Source organism: Mesorhizobium sp. B1-1-6 (genome assembly GCF_006443035.1).
Lineage (GTDB): Bacteria > Pseudomonadota > Alphaproteobacteria > Rhizobiales > Rhizobiaceae > Mesorhizobium.
Window position 1 is genome coordinate 221,216 of record NZ_VFWR01000008.1, and the last position, 23,548, is coordinate 244,763.

Here is a 23,548-nt window from a genome sequence, read left to right on the forward strand (position 1 = left end):
TCCTCAGATATGGAGCGCCAGCCGGCGCGCATTGTCGATATGCTGGCTGATCGCCTCGACCGCCTTTTGTGGATTGCGGCTTTCGAGGGCTTCGATCACGCTCAGATGCTCGCGCATCACCGGCACCACGCGCCCGTCGATGCGGAACCGTTCCTGGTGGATCAGGCGGATCTTCACCGAATTGACCAGATAGGCCTTGGCAATGATCTCGTTGCCGAGCGCATCGATGAAAGTATCGTGCATGGCCCAGTCGATGGTCTGAGCCCTGGCCTCCATCTCCGGCGTCGGGGTCTGCGCCAGCGCCTGCGCCAGCATGTCCTCATGCTCGCGGCGCAAGCGCGCGAGTTCGTCGTCGGAGGCGCTGACGGTGAACAGCGCCACCGCCTCGCGCTCCATGAACAGGCGGAACTGGAAGGCCTCGCGGATCAGGCTGATGTCGATGTGCGCAATCTGCATGCCGCGCTGCGGGATCGTCGTCAGCAGCCCCTCGGCTTCCAGGCGCGGCACGATCTCGCGGATGGCGCCAAGCGGCAGGCCGGTGAAGGCGACGAGTTCGCGCTGCGACACGAACTGGCCCGGCTTGAGGTCGCGTGCCAGCAAATGCCGCGTGAAGCTGGCATAGGCCTGCTCCCGCAGATTTGTCTGGTCGCCGCCATTGGCCATTTCAGCGCTTCCCTTCCCCGTCAGGCCGCCGCGGCCGCGAAAAGAGTGTCGTAGGCAGCGCCAAGCTGCTGGCGCCCCGGCGCCGCGATCGGCTCGAGCGGCGGCCGCACCGCCAGCCAGCGCTCGTCGCCGGTTTTGCGCGCCACCATCACCTTGACCGCCGGAATGCCCGGGTGCTTGAGCAACTCGAGCACGAAACGCTCGACCCGCGCATCGTCATGCCCCGTCTGCGCCATGGCGAGGACCTCGCCGGCGGCGAAATTGGCCATGCCCGAAATGGCGCCCTGGCCACCGATCCTGACCGCCCGCGCCAGATGCCGCTCGTCACCGATCAGGATCACCAGATCGCCATGGGCGCCGAGCAGCGCCTCGCTATAGGCCCAGTCGCCGCCGGAATCCTTGACGCCGGCGACCACGTCCGGAAACGCCTGGCGCAGCCGGCCGATCAGCCCCAGCGAAAGCTGCACCGTGGTGACCGAGGGGATGTTGTAGAGCAGCACGCCGCGGGCCAGCGGACCGAGAGCGGCAAAGACAGCGGAAAACCAGCCGAAAAGGCCATCGTCGCCGATATTCTTGAAATAGCTGGGAGGGGCAAGGAGGATGTTGCGGGCGCCGCGCTGCATGGCATGGCGAGCCTGCTCGGCTGCATCCTCGGCCGCATCGACCAGCACGCCTGCGACAAGCTGATGCGGCGCGATGCCGGCCGCCAGCATCGCCTCGGTGACGGCCCGCCGCTCCCCGGTGCCGACCGAAGCGCCCTCCCCGGTGGTGCCGAAAAGCGTCACGCTGGTGCAGCCCTGTGCCAGGCAGCTCCGGGCCAACGTCACCATGGGTGGAATGAGGATTTGCCCCGACGCATCGAAAGGCGTGGCCAGGGCAACCGAAAGACCAAAACGCGATGTCACCAGCGAGTCTCCCAAAGAGCAGTGCGCAGGTAGTGCTATCACGCTAACATGTTAGTCGTAAATAGGGCGGATGCAAATTTACGGAAACGCAAGTTGTGATGGTTCCGGTGCAGGCGCTATCCATGCCCAGGCCCGTTTGTGCCGTTTTTCCTTTTTCCTGCCATGTTGCGTTGCGAAAGATTTGTTGCATTGCGATACGATCCGCCCCGGCCGACAATGGCCGCGGGTTGGGCTTGCACGAAGGATTTGTCGTGGCAGCATCGTTCCGACCCGATATCGAGGGAATGCGCGCACTGGCGGTAGCCGGTGTCGTCGCCTATCATTTCGGCCTCACAGCCCTGCCCGGCGGCTTTGCCGGCGTCGACATCTTCTTCGTCATCTCCGGTTATCTGATCACAAGACACCTTTTGCAGGAGATCGGCGAGAGCGGCCGGCTGAACCTGTGGCGCTTCTATGCCCGCCGCGCCCGGCGGTTGCTGCCGGCCTCGCTGTTCGTCATCCTGGCCACGCTGCTGGCCGGCGCCTTCATCCTGTCGCCGGAGGAACAGGCGCTCTATTCGAAGGGGGCGATGTTTGCCTCGGCCTATATGATCAACCTGTGGCTGATCCGCTGGTCGTTCGACTATTTCGCTTCAGACGCCGCCAACAACCCGTTCATCCATTTCTGGTCGCTATCGGTGGAGGAGCAGTTCTACCTCGCATGGCCGGCGCTGCTTGTTCTCGCCGCATGGCTGCGGCCGGGACGGCGCGCGGCCATCGTGGTCATCGGTGTCACCGGCCTGGTGTCGTTCGTGGCCTGCGCCCGGCTGACCAGCGTTTCGCCGCCCTGGGCTTTCTATTTCTCGCCGCTGAGGGCCTGGGAGTTCGCCGCCGGCGGGCTTGCCACGATGGTGCCGGCAAGTTTTCTCCGGTGCCACCCGCGGCTGCGCGCCGCGCAAGGCTGGCTCGGCCTGGCGCTGATCGTGCCCGCCTATCTGCTGCTGGACGAGGCGCTGCCCTTCCCCGGCCTGCTGGCGCTGCTGCCGGTCGTCGGCACGGTGCTGCTGCTGGTCAGCGGGGCAGGCGAGCGCCAAGCGGATGGCAAGCTGGCCGGCGGCCCCGCGGCTCTCCTGTCGCTGCCGCCCATGCAATGGATCGGCAAGCTCTCCTACTCGCTCTATCTCTGGCACTGGCCGGTCATCGTCTATGCGGGAATGGTCACCGCGGAGCTTTCCGGGCTGGACAGGTTTGCCTGCCTGGCACTGACGCTGATGCTCTCCATCTTCACCTATCACGTCATCGAAAACCCCGTGCGCCGCAACGGCTGGCTGATGGCAAGCGCCGCCCGCGCGCTCGTGCCCGCGGCGCTGCTGACCGGCGCCGGCGTGGTCGCGGCCTACGCCAATGCCAAGTTTGCCGTTCACGAACTCGATCCGGAGCAGCGCGTCATCGCCCAAAGTGCGGCGCGTCCATCCACCGCGCGCGCCAGGGGCGGCTGCGTGCTCGACTACGAGACCATCACCCCGAAGCCCTGCGTGTTTGGCGCCAAGAATGTGAAAGGCACGATCGCCTTGTTTGGCGATTCACATGCCGACCACTGGTCGACGCCGCTGATCCAGGCGGCCGAAAAGCGCGATTACCGGGTGGTTACCTGGCTCAAATCCTCGTGCCGGGCGTCCCGGCTGTCGACATGGTCGAGCAAGCTGAAGCGCGACTACGCCGAATGCGACCAGTGGCGCGAGCAGTCGATCAAGGAGATCCTGGCGCTGAGGCCGGCCCTGGTGGTGATCTCGGAAATCGCCCTGACCAGTTCGCGCAAGATGGCCGCCGGCAAGGATGAGCCCGACAGTCAGGACGCGGAGTGGAAGGCTGGCCTGCGTTCGACGCTGGAGACGTTCAGCAAGGCCGGGCTGAAAGTCGCCTTCATCCGCGACGTGCCCTTCAACGACGAGCAGGTCGACACCTGCGTGGCGCGTGCGCTGTGGCGCGGCGACACGCCCTCGCTCTGTGATCAGACGCGCGCCTATGCCGCCAACGACGCCATGGCCGCGGTGGAGCGCGACGTCGTGCGCAGCATTCCGAACGCCCGCTATGTCGATATGACCGACCAGTTCTGCAACCAGACCACCTGCCATGTCTTCATCGGCGGCAAGATCGCCTTCCGCGACCGCCACCATCTGGCGACCGCTTTCGCCGAGACGCTGGAGAAGCCGCTGGAGAAGGCGCTGTTTTAGAAGGGGTTAGCGTCCCTTCTTCAAAGGCGCGCTGCCAAGGCGCCGCCCCCTCACAGCGCGCGCGGGCACGAAACATTGGTTTACCGGCTTTATGGGAACAGGGCCGCGAGGGCAGCGTTTATTAGATGAGCCTTAAAGAGGAGGTTGCCATGAAGAAACTCTTGCTCGCATCCGTGATTGCCGTCGCTTCGGCGGTGGCCGTGATCGCCCCGGCAAATGCCGCCAGCATCACGCTTGGCATCGGCAACGGCTATGACGACGATTATTATGTTCCCAGATATCGTCACCACTATCGCGATTATTCCGACGATGACGGCTACTATCGCCGCTACAGCATGTATGACGAGAGCTACCGTCCGCGTTACTACGGTCATCGTCGCTGCCACACCGAGGTGATCAAGCACTGGCGTCATCACCATCGGGTCATCGAGAGAGTCCGCGTCTGCAGGCGTTGACCTGACAACCAATCCGGCCGGCATCGCGCCGGCCGGATGTCATGCACAGCGCCATGCCCTGGAGCGGAGCGCTTGTCGTGCGCGCCGCAACTCCTCGGGGCCCAACCCTATCGTCGCATCATCATCCCGTAGTGCATCGCCAGCAGATCGAGCCCGATTCTCAACAGCTTTGCCGCCACGTCCCTGCCCTCGCTCATCTCTCCCGCCACGCCTCTGACCGACTGCTCCAGGCACACGATCTTCCGGACCACGTCGACCACCTCCCAATGGCCGAGCGCGCGGGTCGCGGCGGCGTGCGACCGTCCGGCATTGAGCACGCTGTCGGTGATGCCGCCGCTTGTCCTGTCGCCGTCGACGCGTTCGCTCCAGCGCATCGGCTTGATATCAGCCTGCTGGCTGGCGCGGAAATCCTCGCGGTAGCGCAGACCGGCTTCGCGCTGCTGGCGCGACAGCGAGGTGATGCCCAGCAGCGGATCGATGCTGCGCACCCGCACGATACCACCGGTGGAGGTATGGCCGTCATTGGACACCTCATAGACGCGCCGCGCCTCCGATGTCCCGGTTGCGAGCCGCTTGCGGCCGAACTCATCGTCCCGCAACGCGAAATCATGGCCGACCTCGCGGCGGATGCGCACCTGCTCGGCCTCGCCCTTCGGCAGCTTCGGCGTCTGCGGTTTGGCTGATCTGGCGGCTTTCTTGCTCATGGCTGCGTCCTTGTGGGGAGTGGATTGAGGTGCTGGCTGGCGCGGCAGCGATCCCTGGCGAAATTGGCTGCGTGCGCCGGAACCAGCGGCGAGGCTGGGCGTTGTGCCGCACCAAACCAACAGGAGGTATGCCCATGACCGCCTTCATGCCGGTGACCTTGCGCTTCTGCGACAACAAGACCATGCTGGTGGGCTCCATCGCCCAGGCGGCGACCGCGCTTCGCCGGCAATGGCCTGACAAGACGGCCACCGCCTATCTGGATGCGGCAAGGCTGGTCAGGCTCGCCATCGACGGCAGCTGCCGCCAGCGCGTCGCCTTCGAGGCTTTCACCAAGGCGGCCGGGCAGCAGGGGCTGCTGGTGGCTAAGCCGCGTAGCCGCGCCCATGAATGGCTCGACGCCGCCGCGGGCCCGTGAGGTGGCTGAAAACGTGATGCAACCGCGCCGCCGCCTTGCACGTTGATAGGGGCTGGCTTCCGAGCCGCGCGCAACGCCAAGGTAACCGCCGTGGGTACCATGAAAATAGGATCTCCGCTCAAAGTATGCCTGGACGGGCATGTCGAGGTGATCGACGGCGTCGCTGAGGCAGCCGACTTCCTGCAGCGCTGGCCGATTGAACGGCGTGGTCATGTCTACCGCAGTGCGCTCAACGCGTGCAGCGCAGCCATCGCGGCGCAGATTTCGCACGCCGACGCGATGAAAGCGTTCACCGGCTTCGCGCGGGTTACCCGCATATTGGCCGGCGATGACGGCCGGCCAGCGATGCCTGATGCAATGAGCGTGCGGATGCCAAAGCAGGGCCACGATCTGCCAAAATAAAAGCGTTGCGTGGCCGCCGTTCTCGCCAGATCGCCAACACTGCAAAAGAAAAGCCAGCGTTGCAGCAAGCTTCTTTCTCCCCGTCTTATGGAGAGAAATGCTTAGCAGGCCAATGAGAGGCGCCAACGCTTCGATACCTTGCATCTGAACCAATCTCCCAAGCTCTCGGATGTGTTCCCAATCCTGACCGGCGTTGCCTCCTGCCGGCATCGTCTCCCGAGAACGGGGGAAGGTAGCTCACCCCGCCTCGCAGACACGCCGGTGGAAGCGCGCCTGGTGATAGGTGCAGTAGCTTTTCATCGCTCTTGTGCGCATGCCGCAGCACAGCATGTGGACGCCCGGCCGGCCTCCGGGAGCATCGTTTTCCGGATTTTGCTCCAGCGTCAGGTCAAGCGGAGCGCGGCAGCGGCCGAACAGGCAGTCGACGAAGCGCATTGCCACGCCATGCGGCTGGCGGCCGATCGGGCTTCGCCGCGGCACCGGTACCTCGAGGCGGTAGGCTTGCCCGTCCGCGATCAGCACGCCGGCCTCGCGCGCTGCGAGGCGCTCCGCGCCTTCACCCTTCGGCACGCGCTTGCGTCCGGCCTTGGCGGCGCGGTCGGCGGCCTTGTCATTCGCCCTCTCGGCTGCCGCGATGCGTTTGCTGTTGGCAAAGCCGATCGAACTCAGCATGGCGTTGCGGTGAACGATGCCGATGATGGCGTCGCGCGACACCGGGCTGCCTCGCGACGCGCTGAACCGAGCCGCGATGCGCGAGGCGGAAAGTCCGTCCGTCAGCCAGCCGGCGATCGCCTGCAATTCCTTGTCGCCGTAAAGTGCCATGTCCTGGTCTCCGTCCATTGCGCGGCCGCGGCAGCGCGCGACGCGGCCAGCGAGTGTCGGTGTCGGCCCGCCGCAGGCGGTGGGCATTGTCGGGTTCGATCCGGCCTGTCGGCCGTTGGATTGGCGGCCTCAGCCCGGCCGGCCGTCCAGCGCGGCGAGGCGCGCCAGCCGCGCCTCTGCCGTCACCCGGTCGGGTGCGGAAACCGCCCTGCCCGTCAGCCTGTCGAGCAGGATCACGGTGCCGTCCTCGGTGCGTATCAGGGAGCGGACCCGCGCCGCGCTGAATTGGGGCCGGAGCCGCGGGGAGCGGCGGCTCCGGCCGTTCCGGCCGCCGGTGACGGGCGGACCGGACGTGCGGCTGATGCATCGGGGCAATCAGCCTCACGCTTCGCCCTGGCCGGGGAGCAGGACAGCCGGGGCGAAAGGGAATGAGCGCTGGCCGGCTCGCGTGAAGCTGGCCTGAGGGCGCTTTCGACTCGAAAGGGGTTGAGCTTTTGCATGAACGGATATAAGCATAACTCAAAATCTTATGCAAGCCATTCTTTCATGGACGAAAGCAGCGCTTGTTGGTCACATGGGTGCCATGGTGAAAACGCAACTGTCGGTCAAGGTCGGCGCGGCAATCCGCCAGGCGCGCAAGCAGCGCGGCCTGGTCATGCGCCACATCGCCGAGCACAACGACACCGACGTCGCCGCCGTCGGCAATTGGGAAACCGGTCGCAACCTGCCCAAGACGGAAAACCTCCTGAAGACCGCCGCCTTTCTGCGCGTCGACCCGGTGGCGCTCGGCAAGGGTGAGGTGGTTTTCCTCGACGATGCCGGACCGGTCAACGACGCCGAGATCGTCACCGATGCCGGGCCGCCCCCCGCCGGGCCGATGGACATCCAGGTGCTGGGCGCCGCGGTTGGCGGCGACGACGGCGATTTCACCTTCAACGGCGAGCCCGCCGGCTATGTCCAGCGCCCACCCGGCATCCGCAACCTGGCCAAGGTGTTCGCGCTGCACGTGCTGTCGGATTCCATGGTACCGCGTTACGAGCCCGGAGACCTGATCTATTGCGGCGGCCGCGATGCCGTCCCGGGCGATCACGTGGTGATCGAAACGTTCCCAGAAGAGAACGAACGCAACGGCAAGGCCTTCATCAAGAAATTGGTCAAGCGCACCGCCGCCGAACTGGTGGTCGAACAGTACAATCCGCCGAAGACGTTGACCTTCAACCGCTACGCCATCAAGCAGGTCTGGCGGGTCATTCCGTTGAAGGAATTGCTGGGCTATTGAGGGCGACGGGGCAATTCTTCCTCCCACAAGGAGAGCAGGCAAAACCCAGCGTCGATGCCACCCTCACGCCCGCCCCGATCCCTCCAGCGGCATCTCGCGCTCGCTCAGCATCAGCGCCTCGCTGCGCACGCGCTGGCGCTCGTCGATAAACGCCGCCCGGATCTGGATCGCCGTGCCCGGCAGCCCGTCGGCGCGGCAGGCCGAGCAGACCAGCCGGCCCGAAAGCGCTGCCAGCGGCGTATTGCCAGTCACGCCGAAGCGCCGCAGCTGATCGGGCTTCCACCACCTGTTGCGGCCGCAATCGGCGCATTCGACCGATATCGAAACGACATCCGCAATCACTGATCCCTTGCCCGTCAATGCCATCGCGGCTCGCCTCTTTGTTCCTTGTTTGTTCGTATATTCCTGTGTTTTGAAACGAGAGTCGAGTCACATCTTTCAGGGCTCCGCAAAAGTTTCTCTTTCGCCAATTTTTGAGTTATGCTTCTATATGGCTTGCAAAGCCGAGTCGACGCGCGTGCAGCACCCCGGGAGAGACGATGGACGCCCTTGCCGCCGATTTCGCTCACGCCTGCGGCTATGACGGCGACAGTCACGCCCTCATCGAGGCTTTCGCGAGAATCCGCGAACACGGCATCCGCCAGGCGCGCCTCGGCCATTTCAGGCGCAAGGCGGTCGTCGACGCGCTGAAACAATCGGAAGCACTTTTCCTGGCGGCGATCGGCCCGGCGCTATCGGCACAGGAAGCCATCGAGGACGCCGCCCGCTTCATCGCCTTCTGGCGCAACATGCCGCGCTGGCGCCAGGAACGGCGCCTGGCGGACCTCGCCAGGGCGAGGCAACAACGCCTGCTGGCGCGCTTCTTCCGCCGCTACGGCCACCGCATCTGGGCCTTGGAGGCGGCATAGGCGGGCTCGCCAAGCCGTCGGCGACCACACTGCGCCACGAGAGAGACGCAGCCACGAGAAGAGCTGGGCAATGCCGCCATTTGCGGGTTCCCATCCGAGCGTTTTCTTTCTAGATTGCCTGCGGGTGGCTGATCGTTCGACGTGCATATCAGGGAATGTTCAAGACTGCCCGTTCAAGAGTCCAGGCCTGGATGACGGCAGGCGCGGGAACCATCGCCGCGCTGTTGGCGGCCGGCCTCATGGGCGCCTTTGGCGCCCGGCCCGCCCACCCTCCGCCGCAATTGCCGTCCGATGCCGCCGTCGATGCCGGCCGCTGGCGCATCAAGCCGGTGCGAGCCTATGTCAGCCATGCCGACATCCATGGCGTGCCGCTGAAACCGGGCCAGAAGGCACTGGTGCTGGAGGCCGACATGACCAACCGCACGGCCGAATCCAACAAGGCCTACTTCGCTGTCTTCAAGCCGGAGGGAATCACCCTGCCGGACTCGATGCCGATGATCGCCCTGATACGCGATTCGACCCTGGCGCCGGAACTGCACCCCGGCATGACCGAGCGCCTGGCCTATGTCTGGCCGCTGGCCGGCGACGCCGCCGTGCCGCCGACGCTCGCCTTCGGCGTCACCGCGGAGATCTTCAAGCCGCGCGACAATCTCTACGGCACGCCCGGCTGGTACAATCCCTACCGTCTCGGCACCGTGACCTTGCCGCTCGCCGATATGCCGGCAACGGACACTCCGGGAGCCGGCTCATGAGGATGCGGGTCCTCGGCAATCTCGTGATTCTCGCCGCCACCGTGGCGCTGAGCTACGGTATGCAGCTTTCCAAGCCACATTATGCCGACCTCACCGCGCCTATCCCGGTCGACGGCGCCATGCACGACACGGTGCGGGCACGCAGCTTCGACGTGCGGCTTGACGAGGTTGTCTTTGCCCGCGCGCTGAAGACCAACCAGTTCGGGCAGCAAAAGCTTTTGACGACGAGCGGCGTGTGGGCGGTGGTGACGACCAGCCTCACCGCGACCGACGCCTCCATCACGGTCGCGGACGGCACCTGGCAAGGTCCGACCGGTCTGCGCTACCGCCAGACGGAGCGGCTGGGCTATCGCCAGGACATGCCGCCGCACGGCGTCGATCCCGGCTTGCAAAAACGCGGCCTGTTCGTCTTCGAAGTACCGCCCGACCAGATCGGCGGCGCCAGGCTGCTGGTCTCGGAACGCCAATTCGGCGCGCTCGACGCGCAGGCCCGCATCAGCTTCGACGGGTTGTCTGCCGGCGCCGATGGACAACCGGCCGGCATCCTGCCGCAATACGATCTGGATGCACCACCGGGCCAGACTTCTCCGGGCCAGACACCGCAGGGCAAGCCATGAGCGCCGTCGCGACCGACATGGGGCCGGCCGCCGAGCGGCAGGCCGAGAAAAAATGGCGCAGGCGCAACCTGGCGGCGCTTGTCATCCTGCTGCCGCTGGCGCTGGCAGAAACCAGCCATGACAGCCTGCGCGAATGGCTGGGCGGCGAAGACCTCATCGCCAGGGATGTCGAGTTTGGCCAGTCCGCGCACTTCGGCGGCAGCGACTGGAAACTGGCGGACCTGCGCGGCGGCAAGGCCGGCCGCTTGCCCGATCAGGCCTTCGCCGTCATCGCCACCTTCTCCGTCACCGTCGGCGATCCCGACTTGCAGAAGCAATGGCTGGGCTGCAGGCTGATGCTGACCGATGCCGCCGGCCGCCGCTGGCTCCCCGACATGATTTCGGGCGTCAGACTGCCGGACGGCGTGATGAACTGCACCTCGGCGATCTTCTCCGGCGCCAAGACAGGCGACGTCATCACCATCGGCGACACCTTCATCGTGCCGGAGGATGCCATCAAGACCATCCGTCCCGCCATTGGGCTGGGAAGCGGGCGGCCGTGGTACCTGCGGTTTCAACGGCCGCCGAAGTAGCGACAGCGCCGGCAGTCCGGAGTCACGGCACGGCGATCAACAGGACGTAGGCAACAAAGACGACGAGGTGAGCAAGTCCGGTGAGAACCGTCGTGCGTCCGGTACTGAAACTTACGACACTCACCGCAAGGGCCAGAACCAGCAAAATCACGTCGCTCGGACCGAGACCGAGGTTGAGCGACTTTCCGGTGATGAGGCTGGCCGCCGCCACTGCCGGGATCGTCAGTCCGATGGTCGCGCACGCCGAGCCCAAAGCGACGTTCAATGCGCGCTGGAGCTCATTCCCCCACGATGCCTTGATGGCGGAGATCGCCTCGGGGAGCAGCACGACAAACGCAATCATCGCGCCGACGATCGCATCCGATTGCGGGATCTGCAGGTAGGTAAGGCCATCTTCAACGCCAGCCGCGACCCGTTCCGTCAGCAGGACGATCCCGACCAGTCCCAGAAGCAGGAAGACGAAATGCGTTGGCACGCCGTGGACCTGCGGAGAATGGCTTTCCGGAGCGCTTTCACGCAGCTGCACCTCCAGGAAGTCCTCTTTCTGGCTGTAGCTCTGGGCGAAAACGAAACTGCCGTAGAGCAAGAGCGACAGCAGTGCGACGAAGGCCAGTTGCGTGGGAGAAAATGTCCCGGGGCTGGTGGCAAGCGTGTAGTTCGGCAGCACCATCGTCAGCACCGTGATCGCGGTCAGCACCGAGAGAAAGGAACTTGTCCCTTGCCTTCGGACGTCCTGGTGGCGGTGCCGCCACCCGCCAAGTGTCAGGCACATGCCCACAATGCCGGTGCAAACGATCATGACCGTGGAGAACACGGACTCTCGCGCCAAGGTCGGATTGTTGGCGCCATGCCGCATCATCGAAACGATAATCGACACTTCGATGGTCGTTACAGCCAAGGTAAGAACTAGGGTGCCGTACGGCTGTCCGACACGTCGGGCTATCGCCTCCGCATGTCGCAACACGGCAAAGACGGTTGCCAAGGTAAGAACGATCGATATGCCGGCAACGATCACCACAATCGCCGTCCGGTAATCTTCGATCGGCTCTATGTTCGATTGCAGTATTAACGCCAGCGCGCAGCAGACAACAGGCAGGCCGAAGGTCATTGCCTCACTTCGACGGCGGAAGAAGTAAGTCATGGCATTCTCTTCGATCTTGCGAGTGCAAACAGGCGGTCTGTTTACGAGACCAGGAAAGATCGCACTTTCGCCCCATCACACGTACATGGCAAGGCGCGACAAGGATACGCTACGGTCATTCCCGTCGCTACCGGGAACGACCGCCCCCCTTCGAAAGCGAGAACGCCGTCTCCAGCACCGCGGCGAGGAAGCAGATGCGCAGCGGCTCGACCAGGATGCCGGTGGAGGAATCCTGGAACGGGCTGCCGAACAACAGCGTCACGCCATGCGACAGGATCTGCCAGACGTCGAGCTCGTGCGGGCCGATCAGCCGCGTCGCGCCGAGCCACAGCCAGGCCGCGCCCCAGTCGAGCAGGCGATAGCCGACGATCAGCGTACACAGCAATACGAGGCTGGAACTCACCGTCAGCCGCACACCATTGGCGATCGGCAGATAGCGCGAGCGGTAGCCGGCGACGAAATGCTCGACGAAATCGCGCAGGAATCTCGGCAGGCCGGCATAGCGCTTGCCGACGCGTTCCAGCCGGCCGTGCACGCGCATCAGTGCCGTATCGTCGCGCACATCATAGCCATAGATCAGCGCCGCCATCACCAGCCAGATCAGCGGCAACAGCATGTAGAAGAACAGGTTGACGGCGATCGTCGAGGGCGCGATCGAGGTGATCTCGACCGGCACCATCGGCGCGGCCGTCGCCGCTGGCACCGGTCTCGCCAGCCCGTCGGTCGACGCCTGCAGAACCGACCAGAAATTGCGGCTCATCAGCCATTGCAGCGCGCTGTCCTTCCAGCGGCTGATGACGTAGAGGCCGACGAAGATCCAGTTGGTCTCGCAGATCACCACCACGATCTGCCAGAACGAGGCGGCGCCCGTTTTCGCCTGCATGAACTTGGCCAGCCGGCGCACCAGCCAGGACACCGCCACCGAGGCCAGCAGCCAGCGCGAATCCAGCACGTCCAGAACATTGGCGCTCTGGCCGAAGCCGGCCTGGTCGAGCGTTTCGCGCGAATATTGCCGCACGATGTCGCCGAGGAACCCCCAGGCCGCGTAATAGGCGAAGAAGGGCAACAGCGCGATGGTGATCATGCGCACCAGCCGCGAACCGCGCCGGTCCGCGGTTCCCTGCCCCTCGGCGACCGTGGCCTTTTCCGCGCCACGCTGCGCGGCCAGCACATGGGGCAAGCCGGGACGCAGCACATGGAACATCGCCACCGTCACCACCAGTTGCGCCAGCGCCACCAGCGTCAGCATGGCGAGCCCGGCGAAATGGTTTGCGAGCGCCACCTTGGCCGCCAGTTGCAGCAAGAGATCGCCGGCCAGAACACCGGCCAGCACCAGCACGACGAGCTGCGGCCAGAACCGCCGCAGCAGCGAAAAACTCAAGCTGATCGGTCTGATGATATCGGCAAACATGAGGTTCTCTCAGAATGCCACCCGCCCGAAATCCTTCTAGCAAAGGGGGGTTGTTTTGCAAGAAAGGTGGCGAGCTCTCCTGCCAGAGCGGCGATTTCCCCTTCTCCGACAACAAGGGAGAAAGAATTAGCGCCTCACCCGCGACTTCAGCCAGCGATCGAACGCCACCGCCAGGATCAGGATTAGGCCGATGACGATGCTTTGCGTGTAGGACGAGACGTTGTTGAACTGGAGCCCGTTCTGCAGCACGCCGATCAGGGCGGCGCCCACCACGGTGCCGCCCACCGAGCCGATGCCGCCGAACAGCGAGGTACCGCCGATGACGACGGCCGAAATGACCGTCAGCTCATAGCCGATGCCGGCCACCGCTTCGGACGAATTCAGCCTGGCCGACAGCACGAAGGCGGCGAGCCCGGCGAAGAAGCCGACGATGACATAGACCGAGACCAGGATGCGGTCGACGCGCAAGCCCGACAGCCGTGCGGCCTCGGCATTGCCGCCGACGGCGTAGACGGCGCGTCCATAGCGCGTGTAGCGCAGCACGATGTGGCACAGGATGGCGGCCGCCGCGAAGATGATCGCCGGCACCGGCACGGGGCCGATCAGCCCGGTGCCGAACCAGCGCATAGAAGCGTCGAAGCCCGAGATCGGGCCGCCATTGGAGATGGTCAGCGTCAGGCCGCGAAACACGGTGAGCCCGCCAAGCGTGACGACGAAGGGCGGCACTTTCAGCCTGGTGATGGCAAAGCCCTGAACACCGCCGGCCACCGCCCCCACCACCACGGCGGCGAGCAGCGCCGCGAACCAGCCATAGCCCTGCGTTCCCGACGTCGACAGCGACAGCGTGTTGGCAGTACCGCCCTTGGCGACCACGGCCGCCACCATGCCGCAGAAGGCGAGCAGCGAGCCGACCGAGAGATCGATGCCGGCGGTAAGGATGACGAAGGTCATGCCGAGCGCGATCAACCCGGTGATCGATATCTGGCGGGTGATGTTGAACAGATTGATCGGATCGATGAAGCTCGGCTTCAGCACGGTGAAGACGACCACCAGCGCCGCCAGGAATAGCAGCGGCCCGAAATTCATCAAGAGCCGCGCAATGCTGATGCCGCCACGCCGGCTCTGCTCCTCGGCCACGCTCATCGTGCCTCCTCCTCAACCGCTCCCGGCTGGTCGAGCGCCATCAGTTCCATCAGTTTTTCCTCGCTTGCCTCGATGCCCGGCATCTGCCCGGTGATGCGCCCCTTGCGCATGGTCACGATCCGGTCCGACACAGCCAGCACTTCGGGCAGCTCGGACGAAATCATCATCACCGCTATGCCCCGCGCTGCCAATTGCACCAGGATCTGGTGCACCTCGGCCTTGGCGCCGACATCGACGCCGCGCGTCGGCTCGTCGACGATCAGCACCTTGGGGTCGCGCGCCAGCCAGCGCGCCAGGATCACCTTCTGCTGGTTGCCGCCTGATAGGCCCTCGATCGCCTGCTCGGCCGACGCCATGCGGATCGATAGCATTTTCCGGAACCCCGCCAGCGCATCGCGCTCGCGCCGCTCGGCCATGAAGCCGAAGCCATTGCTGAACCGCCCGAGCGAGGCGACGGAGAAATTCGGCAGGATGCCGAGCGCGGCGAAGATCGCCTGATGCTTGCGATCCTCAGGCACCAGGCCGATGCCGAGCGCTATGGCATCCGCCGGCGAGGCCGGCGCGATGGGCCTGCCGTTGAGCGCGATCGTGCCGCCCGCGATCCGGTCGGCGCCGAAGATGGCGCGCGCCAGCTCCGTGCGACCCGAGCCGACGAGGCCGGCGACACCCAGGATCTCGCCGGCCTTCAGGTCGATATCGACGCCGTCGAGCACGATGGCGTGCGGCGCTTCGGGATCGCGCACCGTGCGCAACCCGCGCACCGACAGCACGACGTCGCCGGCCACCGTGCGCTGCGCCGGCCGCGCATAGAGCTCGGACGCCGCGCGGCCGACCATTTTCTCGATGATGCGCGGCAATCGGATCGGCCCGCCTTCGCGGTCGAGATTGCCGGCCAACCTGCCGTCCCGGAGCACCGTCATGCGGTCGCAGATGGCGGCGGCCTCCTCCAGCCGATGGGTGACGAACATGATGGCGACATGGTCCTTGCGCAGCCTGTCCATGATCGACAGCAGCCGCTGCACCTCTGTCTCGGTCAGCGCTGATGTCGGCTCGTCCATGATGATCAGCCGGCTCTTCAGCGACAGCGCCCGTGCAATCTCGACGAGCTGCTGCTCGGCCACCGAAAGCGCCGAGACCGGCGTCATCGGATCGATCGTGAGGCCGACGCGGGCGATGATGATGCGGGAGTCCTGCTCCATCTTGCGCCAGGAGACGAGGCCGAGCGGACCGGTCGGGGCGCGGCCGATGAAGATGTTCTCCGCCACCGTCAGCGTCGGGATCAGGCTGAGCTCCTGGTAGATGGTGACGATACCTAGCCGCTTGGCATCCTGCGGGCTCGACGGCCGGTAGTCGGCCCCGTCGAAAATGACATGCCCGCTGGAAGGCGGCATGACGCCCGACAGGATTTTCAGCAGCGTCGATTTGCCGGCGCCGTTTTCGCCGAGCAGGCCGAGGATTTCGCCGGGCCTGACGTCGAGCGAGACATCGTTCAGCGCGGTGACGCCGGCGAAACGCTTGGTGACGCCCTCGACGGCGAGCAGGACGGGTGCGGCTTCAGCCATGGAATGGGTGCTTCCCTCGATGCAGTTTCCGGACCCGTCGGCGCGTGAACACCCCCCTGTCCTGCCGGACATCTCCCCCGCAAGGGGGGAGATTGGCTGTCTGTTCCGCATTCGCCAATTTTCAACGCCGCAATGAGAATGCGGACATCGACACTGCCGATCTCCCCCTTGCGGGGGAGATGGCCGGCAGGCCAGAGGGGGTGCTGCCCCGCCGACCTCTCCATGCGCTCACTTCGTCTCGTTTAGCCTCTCGGCCTTGTCGAGATTGTCCTTGCCGATGACGATCGGCGTCAACAGCACCAGCTTCTCCTTCGGCTCCGTCTTGTCCCTGGCGTAGGCGACGGCGATCTGCACGGCGGTGCGCGACTGCTGGCCGGGGAACTGTTCGACCGTGCCGGCGAGCTTGCCGTCGCGGACCGCGACCAGCGCTTCCGGCAGCGCATCGAAGCCGTAGATCTTGACGTCGGTGAAGTTGCGCGCCGCGCAGGCTTCGAGCGCGCCCAGCGCCATGTCGTCATTGGCACAGACGATCGCGTCCGGCTTGCCGTTGGCGGCAAGGCCGGCTTCCGTCACCGACAGCGCCTCGGCGCGGGCGAAATTGGCGGTCTGCTCGAAGACGATCTGGTACTTGTCCTTCAAGGGATCGAGCACATTGTGCACGCCCTTGTTGCGGTCAATCGCCGGCCCGGCGCCGGGCTGGCCCTGCAGATGGAACAGTTTCGCGCCGTTGGGGAATGCCGCCACCACGGCCTGCGCTTCCGCCTCGCCGCCCTTGACGTTGTCGGCGCCGACATGGGCGAGAATGCCCTCGACGCCGTCGACGCGGCGGTCGATCGTGACCACGGGAACGCCCGCCTTGACCGCTTCCTCGATGGCCGGCGCCAGCGCATTGACGTCGAGCGGCGAGATCACGATGGCGTTGACCTTTTGCACCAGGGCCGCCTCGATGTCGGCGGTCTGCTTGGTGGCCGAGTTCTGGCCATCGCTCTCGGTCAGGTTGACGCCTTGCGTGGCGGCTTCCGCCTTGATCTCGTTCAGCATGTGCACGAAGAACGGAAAGCCGAGACTGGGCACCGAGCCGAGAATGGTGAGCTTGTCCTGCGCAAATGCCGAGGGCGCGGCAAGCACCATGGCGCCCGCGGCCACGGACGTCATCAGGAATTCACGTCTGTTCATGGGATCCTCCTCCACAAGAACGCACGGCCCCGGAAACCGGGACGGTTTCAGGAAGGATCATGCGTCGGTTCAAAGTGTTGGAGCATCCTCCTTGCGTTTGCTAACGCATGCCGCTCCAGCTGATCGCCGTCGCAAAAACTGCCTCCCGTCGGCACCAGCAAACGGATGCTAGCCCAGGCTCAACCATTTGTGCAACATCGATATAACAGGGCCAGACGGCAATGGTCGGAATTTGGATGAGCCGGGTGCCCAGCTTCCATTCTCCGGCGCTGGCCCTAGTTTGAACCGCGCCTGAGCCCATTCCCTGGAGACACCCGCATGAAACCGCACATCATCTGCCATATGATCGCGTCGCTGGACGGCAGTCTCCACCCGAGCCGCTACACGGCCAGCCCGGACGGAACCCGGGCCGAATGGTCGAGCCTCTACGAGCATATCCATAATGATTTTGCGGGCGACGGCTGGATCGTCGGCCGCGTCACCATGGCCGAGATGAGCAAGGCCGGCGCGCACCCGCCGGCCGATGCGGGCAAGGTCGACCGACCCTATCATGTCGCGCAAACCGGTACGGGAAGCTACGCGGTGGCGCTCGATCCATCGGGCAAGCTCCACTTTTCCAAACCCGACATTGGCGGCGACCATGTCGTGGTGCTGCTTGGGCACGATGTCGCCGACAGCCACCTGGCCGAGCTCGCTGCCGACGGCGTGTCCTATATCGTGGCGGAAACGGCTGACATGGATCTCGGCCGGATGCTCGAAGTTCTCAACCGCGAATTCGCCATTCGCCGGCTGCTGCTCGAGGGCGGCGCCGGCATCAACGGCTCCTTCTTCGCGGACGGCCTTGTCGATGAGCTCAGCCTTCTCGTCGCTCCCGCTCTTGATGGGCGGGCGGCGAACCAGGGTTTCGTCGAATTCGGCGAAACCGGCCTCGCGGGCAAGATGCAACTGTCGCTCAAAAGCTGCGAAGCCCTCGCCCACGGGCTCGTCCATTTGCGCTACGCCGTCGGCTGACGACGCTTTATCGGCGCATCATACGTCGTACCGCATGGCCTCGAGATCGGCGATCAGCGTCGGACCGGTCGGATGCCAGCCGAGCCGCGCCTGGGTCAGCGCGCTGGAGGCCGGTAGATCCATCGGGGCGAACATTGCCATCCAGCCGAAATGCTCCGCCGCCTGTTCCGGAGCGATCGAAACGACCGGCACGTTGAGGCCCCGCCCGATCACCTCGGCGATCGCGCGCACTTCGACGCCTTCCTCGCCGACCGCGTTATAGCGCGCGCCGGGCTGCCGCTTTTCCACCGCCAGCCGGTAGAGGCGCGCCGCGTCCAGGAGATGGCCCGCCGCATAGCGGTTGCGGCCCTCGCCGACATAGGCCGAAACGCCTTTCTGGCGCACGATTTCGATGAGCGGCGTGATGAGCCCTTGCTTGACCGGGTTGTGAACCTGCGGCAGCCGCACCACCGAGACGTTGACGCCGGCTTCCAGCAAGGCATTGCCGGCGAGCTCCGAGGCGATGCGCGGATTGGGATGGCTGGCGTTGAAGACGTCCTCGCTGGCAAGCTCGCCATGTCCGGGGCTGCCCACGCCGACGCCGGAAGTGATCACCAGCGGCCGGTCGGATCCGGCCAATGCCTGGCCGAGTGCCGCGATGACGCGGCTATCCTTCTCGCAATTCTCGGCAAACCGCGAAAAATCATGGTCGAACGCCGTGTGGATCACCGCTTCCGCCTTTGCCGCGCCGTCGCGCAGGCCCTCGGGATCATCGAGCGTTCCCCGATGCACTTCGGCGCCCGCCGCCGTCAGCGCTTCGGCCCCCGCTTCGGAGCGGGTGACGCCGACCACCTGATGGCCCGCCTTGATGAGCTCGGCAACGAGCGCCGAGCCGATGAAACCGGTCGCGCCGGTCAAAAAGATACGCATGCGAATTCTCCTGCACGATTGCCTGCGCAGTATCGCCGGTCTATTATTCCATTAAAGTAGTGATCTTATCGTGGTATAATGGCTAACAGGATGCCCACCAATTCCGCCGGTTCGCTCGCGGCGTTTCTGAGAGACCGGCGCACCCGGCTCGATCCGGCCTCGTTCGGATTTTCAGGGCGCCGGCGCACGCCGGGGCTGCGCCGGGAGGAAGTGGCCCAGCGCGCCAACATCAGCCCGACCTGGTACACATGGCTGGAGCAGGGTCGTGGCGGCGCGCCTTCGGCCGATGTGCTGAACCGCATCGCCAAGGGGCTGATGCTGACCGAGGCCGAGCGCGAGCACCTTTTCATGCTCGGGCTCGGACGCCCGCCCGAGGTCCGCTATATCGGCGCGGAAGGCATCAGCCCCCGGCTGCAGCGCCTCCTCGACACGCTTGAAGCGAGTCCCGCCTTGGTCAGGACCGCTACCTGGGATGTCGTTGCCTGGAACCGCGCCGCCCAAGTCGTGCTGACCGATTACAGCGCCCTGCCCGCAGACCAGCGCAACATTTTGCGCTTCATGTTCCGCAGCCCGGCCATCCGCGAAAAGCAGCACGACTGGGAAAACCTCGCCCGTTTCGTGGTGGGCGCCTTCCGCGCCGACGCGGCGCGTGCCGGCGCGGTGTCCGAGGTACGCGAACTCGTCGACGAACTGTGCAGCGCCAGCCCCGAATTCGCCGCCCTGTGGCGCGAGAACGACGTGCTCAGCCATGGCGACGGAACCAAGCGGCTGAAACACCCCGTGCTCGGCGACATCGAGCTGGAATATTCGGGATTCGCGGTCGACGGCCGCCCGGATCTGAGCCTGACCGTCTACAATCCGGTCGACAGCGCGGTCGCGGAGCGGATTCGCGAGCTGGCGAAGCGCGCCAAGGTGTCATTGGACCCGCCGCGATGATCCCTGCTCGTTCCTGGAACATTCCAGAAATGCGCAGCGGGTTGCGTCCTGCCATGCGTCCCATGAAACCGTCATCGCGGCGCCTTACCACCGCATCCCGCCGACAAAGTCGATGAATGCCCGCAGCGGCGCCGGGATGAGCCGGCGGCCCGGGTAATAGAGGAACGGGCCGGAAAACTCCTGCCACCAGGGCTCCAGCACCGGCTCGAGCCGGCCATCGTCGAAATAGGGGCGCAGCCAGTCCTCGAACAGCGAGACGATGCCGCCGCCGGCGACCGCCACATCGAGCGCAAGCGCCATAGCCGTGCCGGTGCTGACCAGCAGCGGCCCGGTCGGCTCGACGCTCACTATCTCGCCGTCGCGCTCGAACTCCCAGGGCGGCGTCAGGCCGCTGGCGAAGCGGCCGCGCAGGCATGCGTGATTGAGCAGGTCGCGCGGATGGTCGGGCCGGCCACGCCTGTCGAGATAGGCCGTTGCGGCAGCGGTGGCGAAGCGCTGCCGGCGCGGGCCGATCGGTATGGCGATCATGTCCTGCTCCAGCCGCTCGTCATAGCGGATGCCGGCATCGCAGCCGCTCGCCAGTATGTCGACGAAACTGTCCTCGGCGGTCACCTCCAGTCTTATGTCGGGATAGGCGACAAGGAAGGGCGGCAGAAGGCGCGGCAGAACCAGTTTCGCCGCCACGACAGGCACGTTGAGCCGCAGCGTGCCGGCCGGGCGGCCGCGAAAGCCGTTGACGACATCGAGCGCTGCCTCGACCTCGCCGAGCGCGGGGCCCAGCCGCTCCAGCAGTCGCGCGCCGGCCTCGGTCGGAGCGACGCTGCGCGTGGTGCGGTTGAGGAGCCGCACGCCGAGCCCCGTCTCCAGCCGCCGCACCGTTTCGCTGAGGCTGGAGGCGCTGACGCCGCTGATCCTGGCCGCCTCGCGAAAGCCGCCGGCGCGCGCCACCGCCATGAATGCCTGGAGGTCGCCCAGATCCGTCATTGTACGCCTTTCCGCACAGCCTGTGCCGATTGCGCCATATTATCGCGCAGGCGTGCATTGTCTATACCTGGCCGATCCAAAGGAGATTGAGACCATGACCGACATCAGCAAGGCCGGAACCTTCAAGCTCGGCGACCGCACCGTGAAGCGCATGGGCTACGGCGCCATGCAATTGGCCGGACCGGGCGTGTTCGGCCCGCCGAAAGACCATGACGGTGCACTCGCCGTGCTGCGCGAGGCGGTGGCGAGCGGTATCGACCATATCGATACCAGCGATTTCTACGGTCCGCACGTCACCAACCTGATCATCCGCGAGGCGCTGCACCCCTATCCCGCCAATCTCACGATTGTCACCAAGGTCAGTGCCCGGCGCGGCGCCGATGCATCGTGGATCCCCGCAATGTCGCCGCAGGAACTGACGCAGGCCGTGCACGACAATCTCCGCAATCTGGGACTGGACACCATGGAGGTCGTCAACCTGCGCTCCATGCACGGCATACACGGCCCGGCCGAAGGCTCGCTCGAACCCCAACTGAATACGCTCGCCGAACTGCAGCGTCAGGGTCTGGTGCGCCATATCGGCTTGAGCAATGTCACATCAACCCAGATCGCGCAGGGGCGCGGCATCGTCGACATCGTCTGCGTGCAGAACCAGTACAACATCGCGCATCGCGAGGATGACGCACTGGTCGACGAGCTTGCCGCGGCCGGCATCGCCTATGTGCCGTTCTTCCCGCTCGGCGGCTTCACGCCGCTGCAATCCAGCACGCTGGCCGATGTCGCGCAAAAACTCGGCGCGACGCCCATGCAGGTGGCGCTCGCCTGGCTGCTGCACCGCGCGCCCAACATCCTGCTCATCCCCGGCACCTCGTCCGTCGCGCATCTCAGGCAAAACATGGCGGCGGCGGAGCTGGAGCTGCCAGCCGACGCGCTTGCCGTGCTGAACGGGATCGCGGGCGAGACCGACCAAGCGGCCTGATGTGCCTATACCGCGAGCTGGGCGCTCTACGGCGCCCCCCTCTGTCCTGCCGGACATCTCCCCCACTTGGGGGGAGATCGGCAGCTTGATCGTCGGCTCTCTATTTCTGCAACGTCGAAGATTGGCGAAGGCCGTGATGACGGCCAATCTCCCCACTCGTGGGGAGATGTCCGGCAGGACAGAGAGGGGCGCCGTAGAGCGCGACAGCGGGTGCTGAAACTCCCTCCGCCGGCTTGCGAAGCCAGCCTCGCCCATGCCATCAGTCGACCGAACCGGCGACTGCAAGATGACACCACGGCGGACAGAAAACACCGACAGACCGGCAAGCACCGGCGTCAGCCTCAACCGCGCGCTGTCGAAGCTCGGCCTGTGCTCGCGCACCCAGGCCGAGCGGCTGATCGCCGAGGGCCGCGTGCGCGTCGGTGGCAAGGTCGCGCGCGATGCTTCCCTGCGCGTCGATATGAATCGCGACCGCATCGCCGTCGACGGCGAAAAAATCGTTGCCGAGCGCAAGGTCTATCTCATGCTCAACAAGCCGCGCGGGCTGGTCACGACCCGCGACGACCCGCTCGAGCGCGACACCGTCTATGCCTGTCTCGAAGGGCTTGACCTGCCTTTCGTCTCGCCGGTCGGCCGGCTGGACAAGGCGAGCGAAGGCCTGCTGCTGATGACCAACGACACCCGCTTCGCCAACCGGCTGATGGACCCGGCCTCGCACCTGCCCAAGACCTACCATGTCCAGATCGCCACGGTGCCCGACGCGGCGGTGCTGGAAGCGTTGCGCGCCGGCGCGCGTATCGACGGCGAGACCTTGAGCGCCAACTCGATCGAGCTGCTGCGCAGCGGCGGCCGCACCGCCTGGCTGGAGATCGTGCTCGACGAGGGCCGTAATCGCCACATCCGGCGCCTGCTCGCCGCCCACGGCATCGAGGTCAAGCGCCTGATCCGCGTGGCCATTGGCCGCTTGCCGCTCGGCGATCTCGCCAAGGGTATGGCGAGGCATTTGACGCCCGATGAATTGGCGCTGCTGGCGGGGTGAATAGGCGCAGGGTTGGCACTGTCGTTCGGCATATCTGAAAATCGCGCCGGCACTTCCGTCTCCTGACGGAAAGCTGTCAGGAGCCCCGGCATATAGAAGGCCGGGAGCCCAGCCGCGGCTTCGACGATCAGGGAGCCAATGCGATGAATTTCGTCTCTGTCCGCATCATCACGTCCGATGTCCAGCGCCTCGTGCGCTTCTATGGCGAGATCACCGGCATGCCGGTGACGATGTACACGGAGGATTTCGCCGAACTGGCGACGCCGGCCTGCACGCTGGCGATCGGCAGCACGCGCACCCTGATGCTGTTCGGCAGCGACATCGCCCGCCCAGCCGACAACCGCACGGCCATCATCGAATTCCGAGTCGGCGACGTCGATGCAGAATTTGCCAGGCTGGCGGAAACCATCAAGGGCGCAATTGTCCAGGAGCCTACCACCATGCCTTGGGGCAACCGCTCGCTGCTGTTCCGCGACCCCGACTACAATCTGGTGAATTTCTTCACGCCGGTAACCGCCGAGGCGATCCGGAAGTTCGACAGCTAGGCCG

At 65.5% G+C, this 23,548-nt stretch carries 26 protein-coding genes; 14 read left to right on the plus strand and 12 right to left on the minus strand.

Features of this window, described 5'->3' with window-relative positions:
• Positions 1-3: 3 nt before the first annotated feature.
• Both FJ979_RS17975 and FJ979_RS17980 read right to left on the minus strand, forming a co-directional pair.
• Positions 4-663, minus strand: a complete 660-nt coding sequence (locus FJ979_RS17975; RefSeq protein ID WP_140499104.1) for a GntR family transcriptional regulator — start codon at positions 661-663, stop codon at positions 4-6.
• A 20-nt stretch (positions 664-683) separates the two neighbouring features.
• A complete protein-coding gene (locus FJ979_RS17980; RefSeq protein WP_140582540.1) occupies positions 684-1,568 on the minus strand; it encodes a dihydrodipicolinate synthase family protein in 885 nt (294 codons plus the stop codon).
• A 251-nt stretch (positions 1,569-1,819) separates the two neighbouring features.
• On the opposite strand from FJ979_RS17980, the gene FJ979_RS17985 reads away from it, so the two are divergent.
• Positions 1,820-3,781 (plus strand): acyltransferase family protein, encoded by a 1,962-nt coding sequence (locus FJ979_RS17985; protein WP_140582543.1) that lies wholly within the window; start codon positions 1,820-1,822, stop codon positions 3,779-3,781.
• A gap of 149 nt (positions 3,782-3,930) precedes the next feature.
• Positions 3,931-4,236 carry a hypothetical protein gene (locus FJ979_RS17990; RefSeq protein WP_140499110.1) on the plus strand — a complete coding sequence of 102 codons (306 nt, stop codon included), beginning with the start codon at positions 3,931-3,933 and terminating at the stop codon, positions 4,234-4,236.
• Positions 4,237-4,343: 107 nt separating this feature from the next.
• Here FJ979_RS17990 and FJ979_RS17995 read toward each other — a convergent pair whose 3' ends face one another.
• Positions 4,344-4,940 carry a DUF6456 domain-containing protein gene (locus FJ979_RS17995; RefSeq protein WP_140521422.1) on the minus strand — a complete coding sequence of 199 codons (597 nt, stop codon included), beginning with the start codon at positions 4,938-4,940 and terminating at the stop codon, positions 4,344-4,346.
• Positions 4,941-5,074: 134 nt separating this feature from the next.
• On the opposite strand from FJ979_RS17995, the gene FJ979_RS18000 reads away from it, so the two are divergent.
• Together FJ979_RS18000 and FJ979_RS18005 are read left to right on the plus strand one after the other, a co-directional pair.
• On the plus strand, positions 5,075-5,356 hold the full coding sequence (locus FJ979_RS18000) for a DUF982 domain-containing protein (RefSeq protein ID WP_140499114.1): 282 nt from the start codon (positions 5,075-5,077) through the stop codon (positions 5,354-5,356).
• 99 nt (positions 5,357-5,455) lie between these two features.
• Positions 5,456-5,758 carry a DUF982 domain-containing protein gene (locus tag FJ979_RS18005; RefSeq protein ID WP_181168575.1) on the plus strand — a complete coding sequence of 101 codons (303 nt, stop codon included), beginning with the start codon at positions 5,456-5,458 and terminating at the stop codon, positions 5,756-5,758.
• Between the two features lie 237 nt (positions 5,759-5,995).
• Here FJ979_RS18005 and FJ979_RS18010 read toward each other — a convergent pair whose 3' ends face one another.
• Positions 5,996-6,580 (minus strand): GcrA cell cycle regulator, encoded by a 585-nt coding sequence (locus FJ979_RS18010; protein WP_140582546.1) that lies wholly within the window; start codon positions 6,578-6,580, stop codon positions 5,996-5,998.
• 574 nt (positions 6,581-7,154) lie between these two features.
• On the opposite strand from FJ979_RS18010, the gene FJ979_RS18020 reads away from it, so the two are divergent.
• A complete protein-coding gene (locus FJ979_RS18020) occupies positions 7,155-7,859 on the plus strand; it encodes a helix-turn-helix transcriptional regulator (RefSeq protein ID WP_140582698.1) in 705 nt (234 codons plus the stop codon).
• A 63-nt stretch (positions 7,860-7,922) separates the two neighbouring features.
• Here FJ979_RS18020 and FJ979_RS18025 read toward each other — a convergent pair whose 3' ends face one another.
• Positions 7,923-8,225: a hypothetical protein gene (locus FJ979_RS18025; RefSeq protein ID WP_140516187.1), complete on the minus strand. Its 303-nt coding sequence runs from the start codon at positions 8,223-8,225 to the stop codon at positions 7,923-7,925.
• A gap of 173 nt (positions 8,226-8,398) precedes the next feature.
• Between FJ979_RS18025 and FJ979_RS18030 the strand changes: the two genes are divergently transcribed.
• The 4 genes from FJ979_RS18030 to FJ979_RS18045 all read left to right on the plus strand — a co-directional run bounded on the left by FJ979_RS18030 (position 8,399) and on the right by FJ979_RS18045 (position 10,708).
• Positions 8,399-8,767: a hypothetical protein gene (locus FJ979_RS18030; protein WP_140582550.1), complete on the plus strand. Its 369-nt coding sequence runs from the start codon at positions 8,399-8,401 to the stop codon at positions 8,765-8,767.
• A gap of 191 nt (positions 8,768-8,958) precedes the next feature.
• Positions 8,959-9,519, plus strand: a complete 561-nt coding sequence (locus FJ979_RS18035) for a hypothetical protein (RefSeq protein ID WP_246679330.1) — start codon at positions 8,959-8,961, stop codon at positions 9,517-9,519.
• Positions 9,516-10,136: a hypothetical protein gene (locus tag FJ979_RS18040; RefSeq protein ID WP_140582556.1), complete on the plus strand. Its 621-nt coding sequence runs from the start codon at positions 9,516-9,518 to the stop codon at positions 10,134-10,136. The genes FJ979_RS18035 and FJ979_RS18040 overlap by 4 nt, the downstream gene beginning before the upstream one ends.
• A complete protein-coding gene (locus tag FJ979_RS18045; RefSeq protein WP_140582558.1) occupies positions 10,133-10,708 on the plus strand; it encodes a hypothetical protein in 576 nt (191 codons plus the stop codon). The genes FJ979_RS18040 and FJ979_RS18045 overlap by 4 nt, the downstream gene beginning before the upstream one ends.
• Positions 10,709-10,730: 22 nt before the next feature.
• Here the strand turns inward: FJ979_RS18045 and FJ979_RS18050 are convergent, their stop codons facing one another.
• The 5 genes from FJ979_RS18050 to FJ979_RS18070 form a co-directional block, all read right to left on the minus strand.
• Positions 10,731-11,849 carry an ionic transporter gene (locus FJ979_RS18050; protein WP_140582561.1) on the minus strand — a complete coding sequence of 373 codons (1,119 nt, stop codon included), beginning with the start codon at positions 11,847-11,849 and terminating at the stop codon, positions 10,731-10,733.
• Positions 11,850-11,976: 127 nt separating this feature from the next.
• Entirely contained in the window at positions 11,977-13,260 is a 1,284-nt protein-coding gene (locus tag FJ979_RS18055; RefSeq protein WP_140582564.1) for a hypothetical protein, read from the minus strand.
• A 126-nt stretch (positions 13,261-13,386) separates the two neighbouring features.
• Positions 13,387-14,403, minus strand: coding sequence for an ABC transporter permease (locus FJ979_RS18060; protein WP_140516199.1), 1,017 nt, complete (start codon positions 14,401-14,403; stop codon positions 13,387-13,389).
• A complete protein-coding gene (locus tag FJ979_RS18065) occupies positions 14,400-15,965 on the minus strand; it encodes a sugar ABC transporter ATP-binding protein (protein WP_140582566.1) in 1,566 nt (521 codons plus the stop codon). The genes FJ979_RS18060 and FJ979_RS18065 overlap by 4 nt, the downstream gene beginning before the upstream one ends.
• Before the next feature lie 228 nt (positions 15,966-16,193).
• The gene (locus FJ979_RS18070; RefSeq protein ID WP_140516203.1) at positions 16,194-17,141 is read right to left on the minus strand and encodes a substrate-binding domain-containing protein; all 948 of its coding nucleotides are present in this window, start codon (positions 17,139-17,141) and stop codon (positions 16,194-16,196) included.
• 318 nt (positions 17,142-17,459) lie between these two features.
• Here FJ979_RS18070 and FJ979_RS18075 point away from each other — a divergent pair, with 318 nt between their 5' ends.
• Complete coding sequence (locus FJ979_RS18075) at positions 17,460-18,152, plus strand: RibD family protein (RefSeq protein ID WP_140516205.1); 693 nt, start codon at positions 17,460-17,462, stop codon at positions 18,150-18,152.
• 18 nt (positions 18,153-18,170) lie between these two features.
• On the opposite strand, the gene FJ979_RS18080 is transcribed toward FJ979_RS18075, so the two are convergent.
• Positions 18,171-19,061 (minus strand): SDR family oxidoreductase, encoded by an 891-nt coding sequence (locus tag FJ979_RS18080; RefSeq protein WP_140582569.1) that lies wholly within the window; start codon positions 19,059-19,061, stop codon positions 18,171-18,173.
• 90 nt (positions 19,062-19,151) lie between these two features.
• Here FJ979_RS18080 and FJ979_RS18085 point away from each other — a divergent pair, with 90 nt between their 5' ends.
• The gene (locus FJ979_RS18085; protein WP_181165261.1) at positions 19,152-19,997 is read left to right on the plus strand and encodes a helix-turn-helix transcriptional regulator; all 846 of its coding nucleotides are present in this window, start codon (positions 19,152-19,154) and stop codon (positions 19,995-19,997) included.
• 84 nt (positions 19,998-20,081) lie between these two features.
• Here the strand turns inward: FJ979_RS18085 and FJ979_RS18090 are convergent, their stop codons facing one another.
• Positions 20,082-20,981 carry a LysR family transcriptional regulator gene (locus FJ979_RS18090; RefSeq protein ID WP_140582574.1) on the minus strand — a complete coding sequence of 300 codons (900 nt, stop codon included), beginning with the start codon at positions 20,979-20,981 and terminating at the stop codon, positions 20,082-20,084.
• A 94-nt stretch (positions 20,982-21,075) separates the two neighbouring features.
• On the opposite strand from FJ979_RS18090, the gene FJ979_RS18095 reads away from it, so the two are divergent.
• The 3 genes from FJ979_RS18095 (at position 21,076) to FJ979_RS18110 (ending at position 23,544) form a co-directional block, all read left to right on the plus strand.
• Positions 21,076-21,960, plus strand: coding sequence for an aldo/keto reductase family oxidoreductase (locus FJ979_RS18095; RefSeq protein ID WP_140582576.1), 885 nt, complete (start codon positions 21,076-21,078; stop codon positions 21,958-21,960).
• A gap of 286 nt (positions 21,961-22,246) precedes the next feature.
• A complete protein-coding gene (locus tag FJ979_RS18105) occupies positions 22,247-22,999 on the plus strand; it encodes a pseudouridine synthase (RefSeq protein ID WP_140582581.1) in 753 nt (250 codons plus the stop codon).
• A 143-nt stretch (positions 23,000-23,142) separates the two neighbouring features.
• Positions 23,143-23,544, plus strand: a complete 402-nt coding sequence (locus tag FJ979_RS18110) for a VOC family protein (protein WP_140559852.1) — start codon at positions 23,143-23,145, stop codon at positions 23,542-23,544.
• Positions 23,545-23,548: the final 4 nt, after the last annotated feature.

Excerpts from the sequence above, each read along its gene's own strand:
- FJ979_RS18060 (WP_140516199.1), bottom strand. The coding sequence starts at position 14,403 with ATGAGCGTGGCCGAGGAGCAGAGCCGGCGTGGCGGCATCAGCATTGCG.
- FJ979_RS18035 (WP_246679330.1), top strand. The coding sequence starts at position 8,959 with ATGACGGCAGGCGCGGGAACCATCGCCGCGCTGTTGGCGGCCGGCCTC.
- FJ979_RS18010 (WP_140582546.1), bottom strand. The coding sequence starts at position 6,580 with ATGGCACTTTACGGCGACAAGGAATTGCAGGCGATCGCCGGCTGGCTG.
- FJ979_RS17990 (WP_140499110.1), top strand. The coding sequence starts at position 3,931 with ATGAAGAAACTCTTGCTCGCATCCGTGATTGCCGTCGCTTCGGCGGTG.
- FJ979_RS18085 (WP_181165261.1), top strand. The coding sequence starts at position 19,152 with ATGCCCACCAATTCCGCCGGTTCGCTCGCGGCGTTTCTGAGAGACCGG.
- FJ979_RS18095 (WP_140582576.1), top strand. The coding sequence starts at position 21,076 with ATGACCGACATCAGCAAGGCCGGAACCTTCAAGCTCGGCGACCGCACC.
- FJ979_RS18070 (WP_140516203.1), bottom strand. The coding sequence starts at position 17,141 with ATGAACAGACGTGAATTCCTGATGACGTCCGTGGCCGCGGGCGCCATG.
- FJ979_RS18050 (WP_140582561.1), bottom strand. The coding sequence starts at position 11,849 with ATGACTTACTTCTTCCGCCGTCGAAGTGAGGCAATGACCTTCGGCCTG.
- FJ979_RS18005 (WP_181168575.1), top strand. The coding sequence starts at position 5,456 with ATGAAAATAGGATCTCCGCTCAAAGTATGCCTGGACGGGCATGTCGAG.
- FJ979_RS18105 (WP_140582581.1), top strand. The coding sequence starts at position 22,247 with ATGACACCACGGCGGACAGAAAACACCGACAGACCGGCAAGCACCGGC.
- FJ979_RS18055 (WP_140582564.1), bottom strand. The coding sequence starts at position 13,260 with ATGTTTGCCGATATCATCAGACCGATCAGCTTGAGTTTTTCGCTGCTG.
- FJ979_RS18090 (WP_140582574.1), bottom strand. The coding sequence starts at position 20,981 with ATGACGGATCTGGGCGACCTCCAGGCATTCATGGCGGTGGCGCGCGCC.
- FJ979_RS18020 (WP_140582698.1), top strand. The coding sequence starts at position 7,155 with ATGGGTGCCATGGTGAAAACGCAACTGTCGGTCAAGGTCGGCGCGGCA.
- FJ979_RS18000 (WP_140499114.1), top strand. The coding sequence starts at position 5,075 with ATGACCGCCTTCATGCCGGTGACCTTGCGCTTCTGCGACAACAAGACC.
- FJ979_RS18025 (WP_140516187.1), bottom strand. The coding sequence starts at position 8,225 with ATGGCATTGACGGGCAAGGGATCAGTGATTGCGGATGTCGTTTCGATA.
- FJ979_RS18030 (WP_140582550.1), top strand. The coding sequence starts at position 8,399 with ATGGACGCCCTTGCCGCCGATTTCGCTCACGCCTGCGGCTATGACGGC.
- FJ979_RS18080 (WP_140582569.1), bottom strand. The coding sequence starts at position 19,061 with ATGCGTATCTTTTTGACCGGCGCGACCGGTTTCATCGGCTCGGCGCTC.
- FJ979_RS18065 (WP_140582566.1), bottom strand. The coding sequence starts at position 15,965 with ATGGCTGAAGCCGCACCCGTCCTGCTCGCCGTCGAGGGCGTCACCAAG.
- FJ979_RS17975 (WP_140499104.1), bottom strand. The coding sequence starts at position 663 with ATGGCCAATGGCGGCGACCAGACAAATCTGCGGGAGCAGGCCTATGCC.
- FJ979_RS18075 (WP_140516205.1), top strand. The coding sequence starts at position 17,460 with ATGAAACCGCACATCATCTGCCATATGATCGCGTCGCTGGACGGCAGT.
- FJ979_RS18110 (WP_140559852.1), top strand. The coding sequence starts at position 23,143 with ATGAATTTCGTCTCTGTCCGCATCATCACGTCCGATGTCCAGCGCCTC.
- FJ979_RS17995 (WP_140521422.1), bottom strand. The coding sequence starts at position 4,940 with ATGAGCAAGAAAGCCGCCAGATCAGCCAAACCGCAGACGCCGAAGCTG.
- FJ979_RS18045 (WP_140582558.1), top strand. The coding sequence starts at position 10,133 with ATGAGCGCCGTCGCGACCGACATGGGGCCGGCCGCCGAGCGGCAGGCC.
- FJ979_RS18040 (WP_140582556.1), top strand. The coding sequence starts at position 9,516 with ATGAGGATGCGGGTCCTCGGCAATCTCGTGATTCTCGCCGCCACCGTG.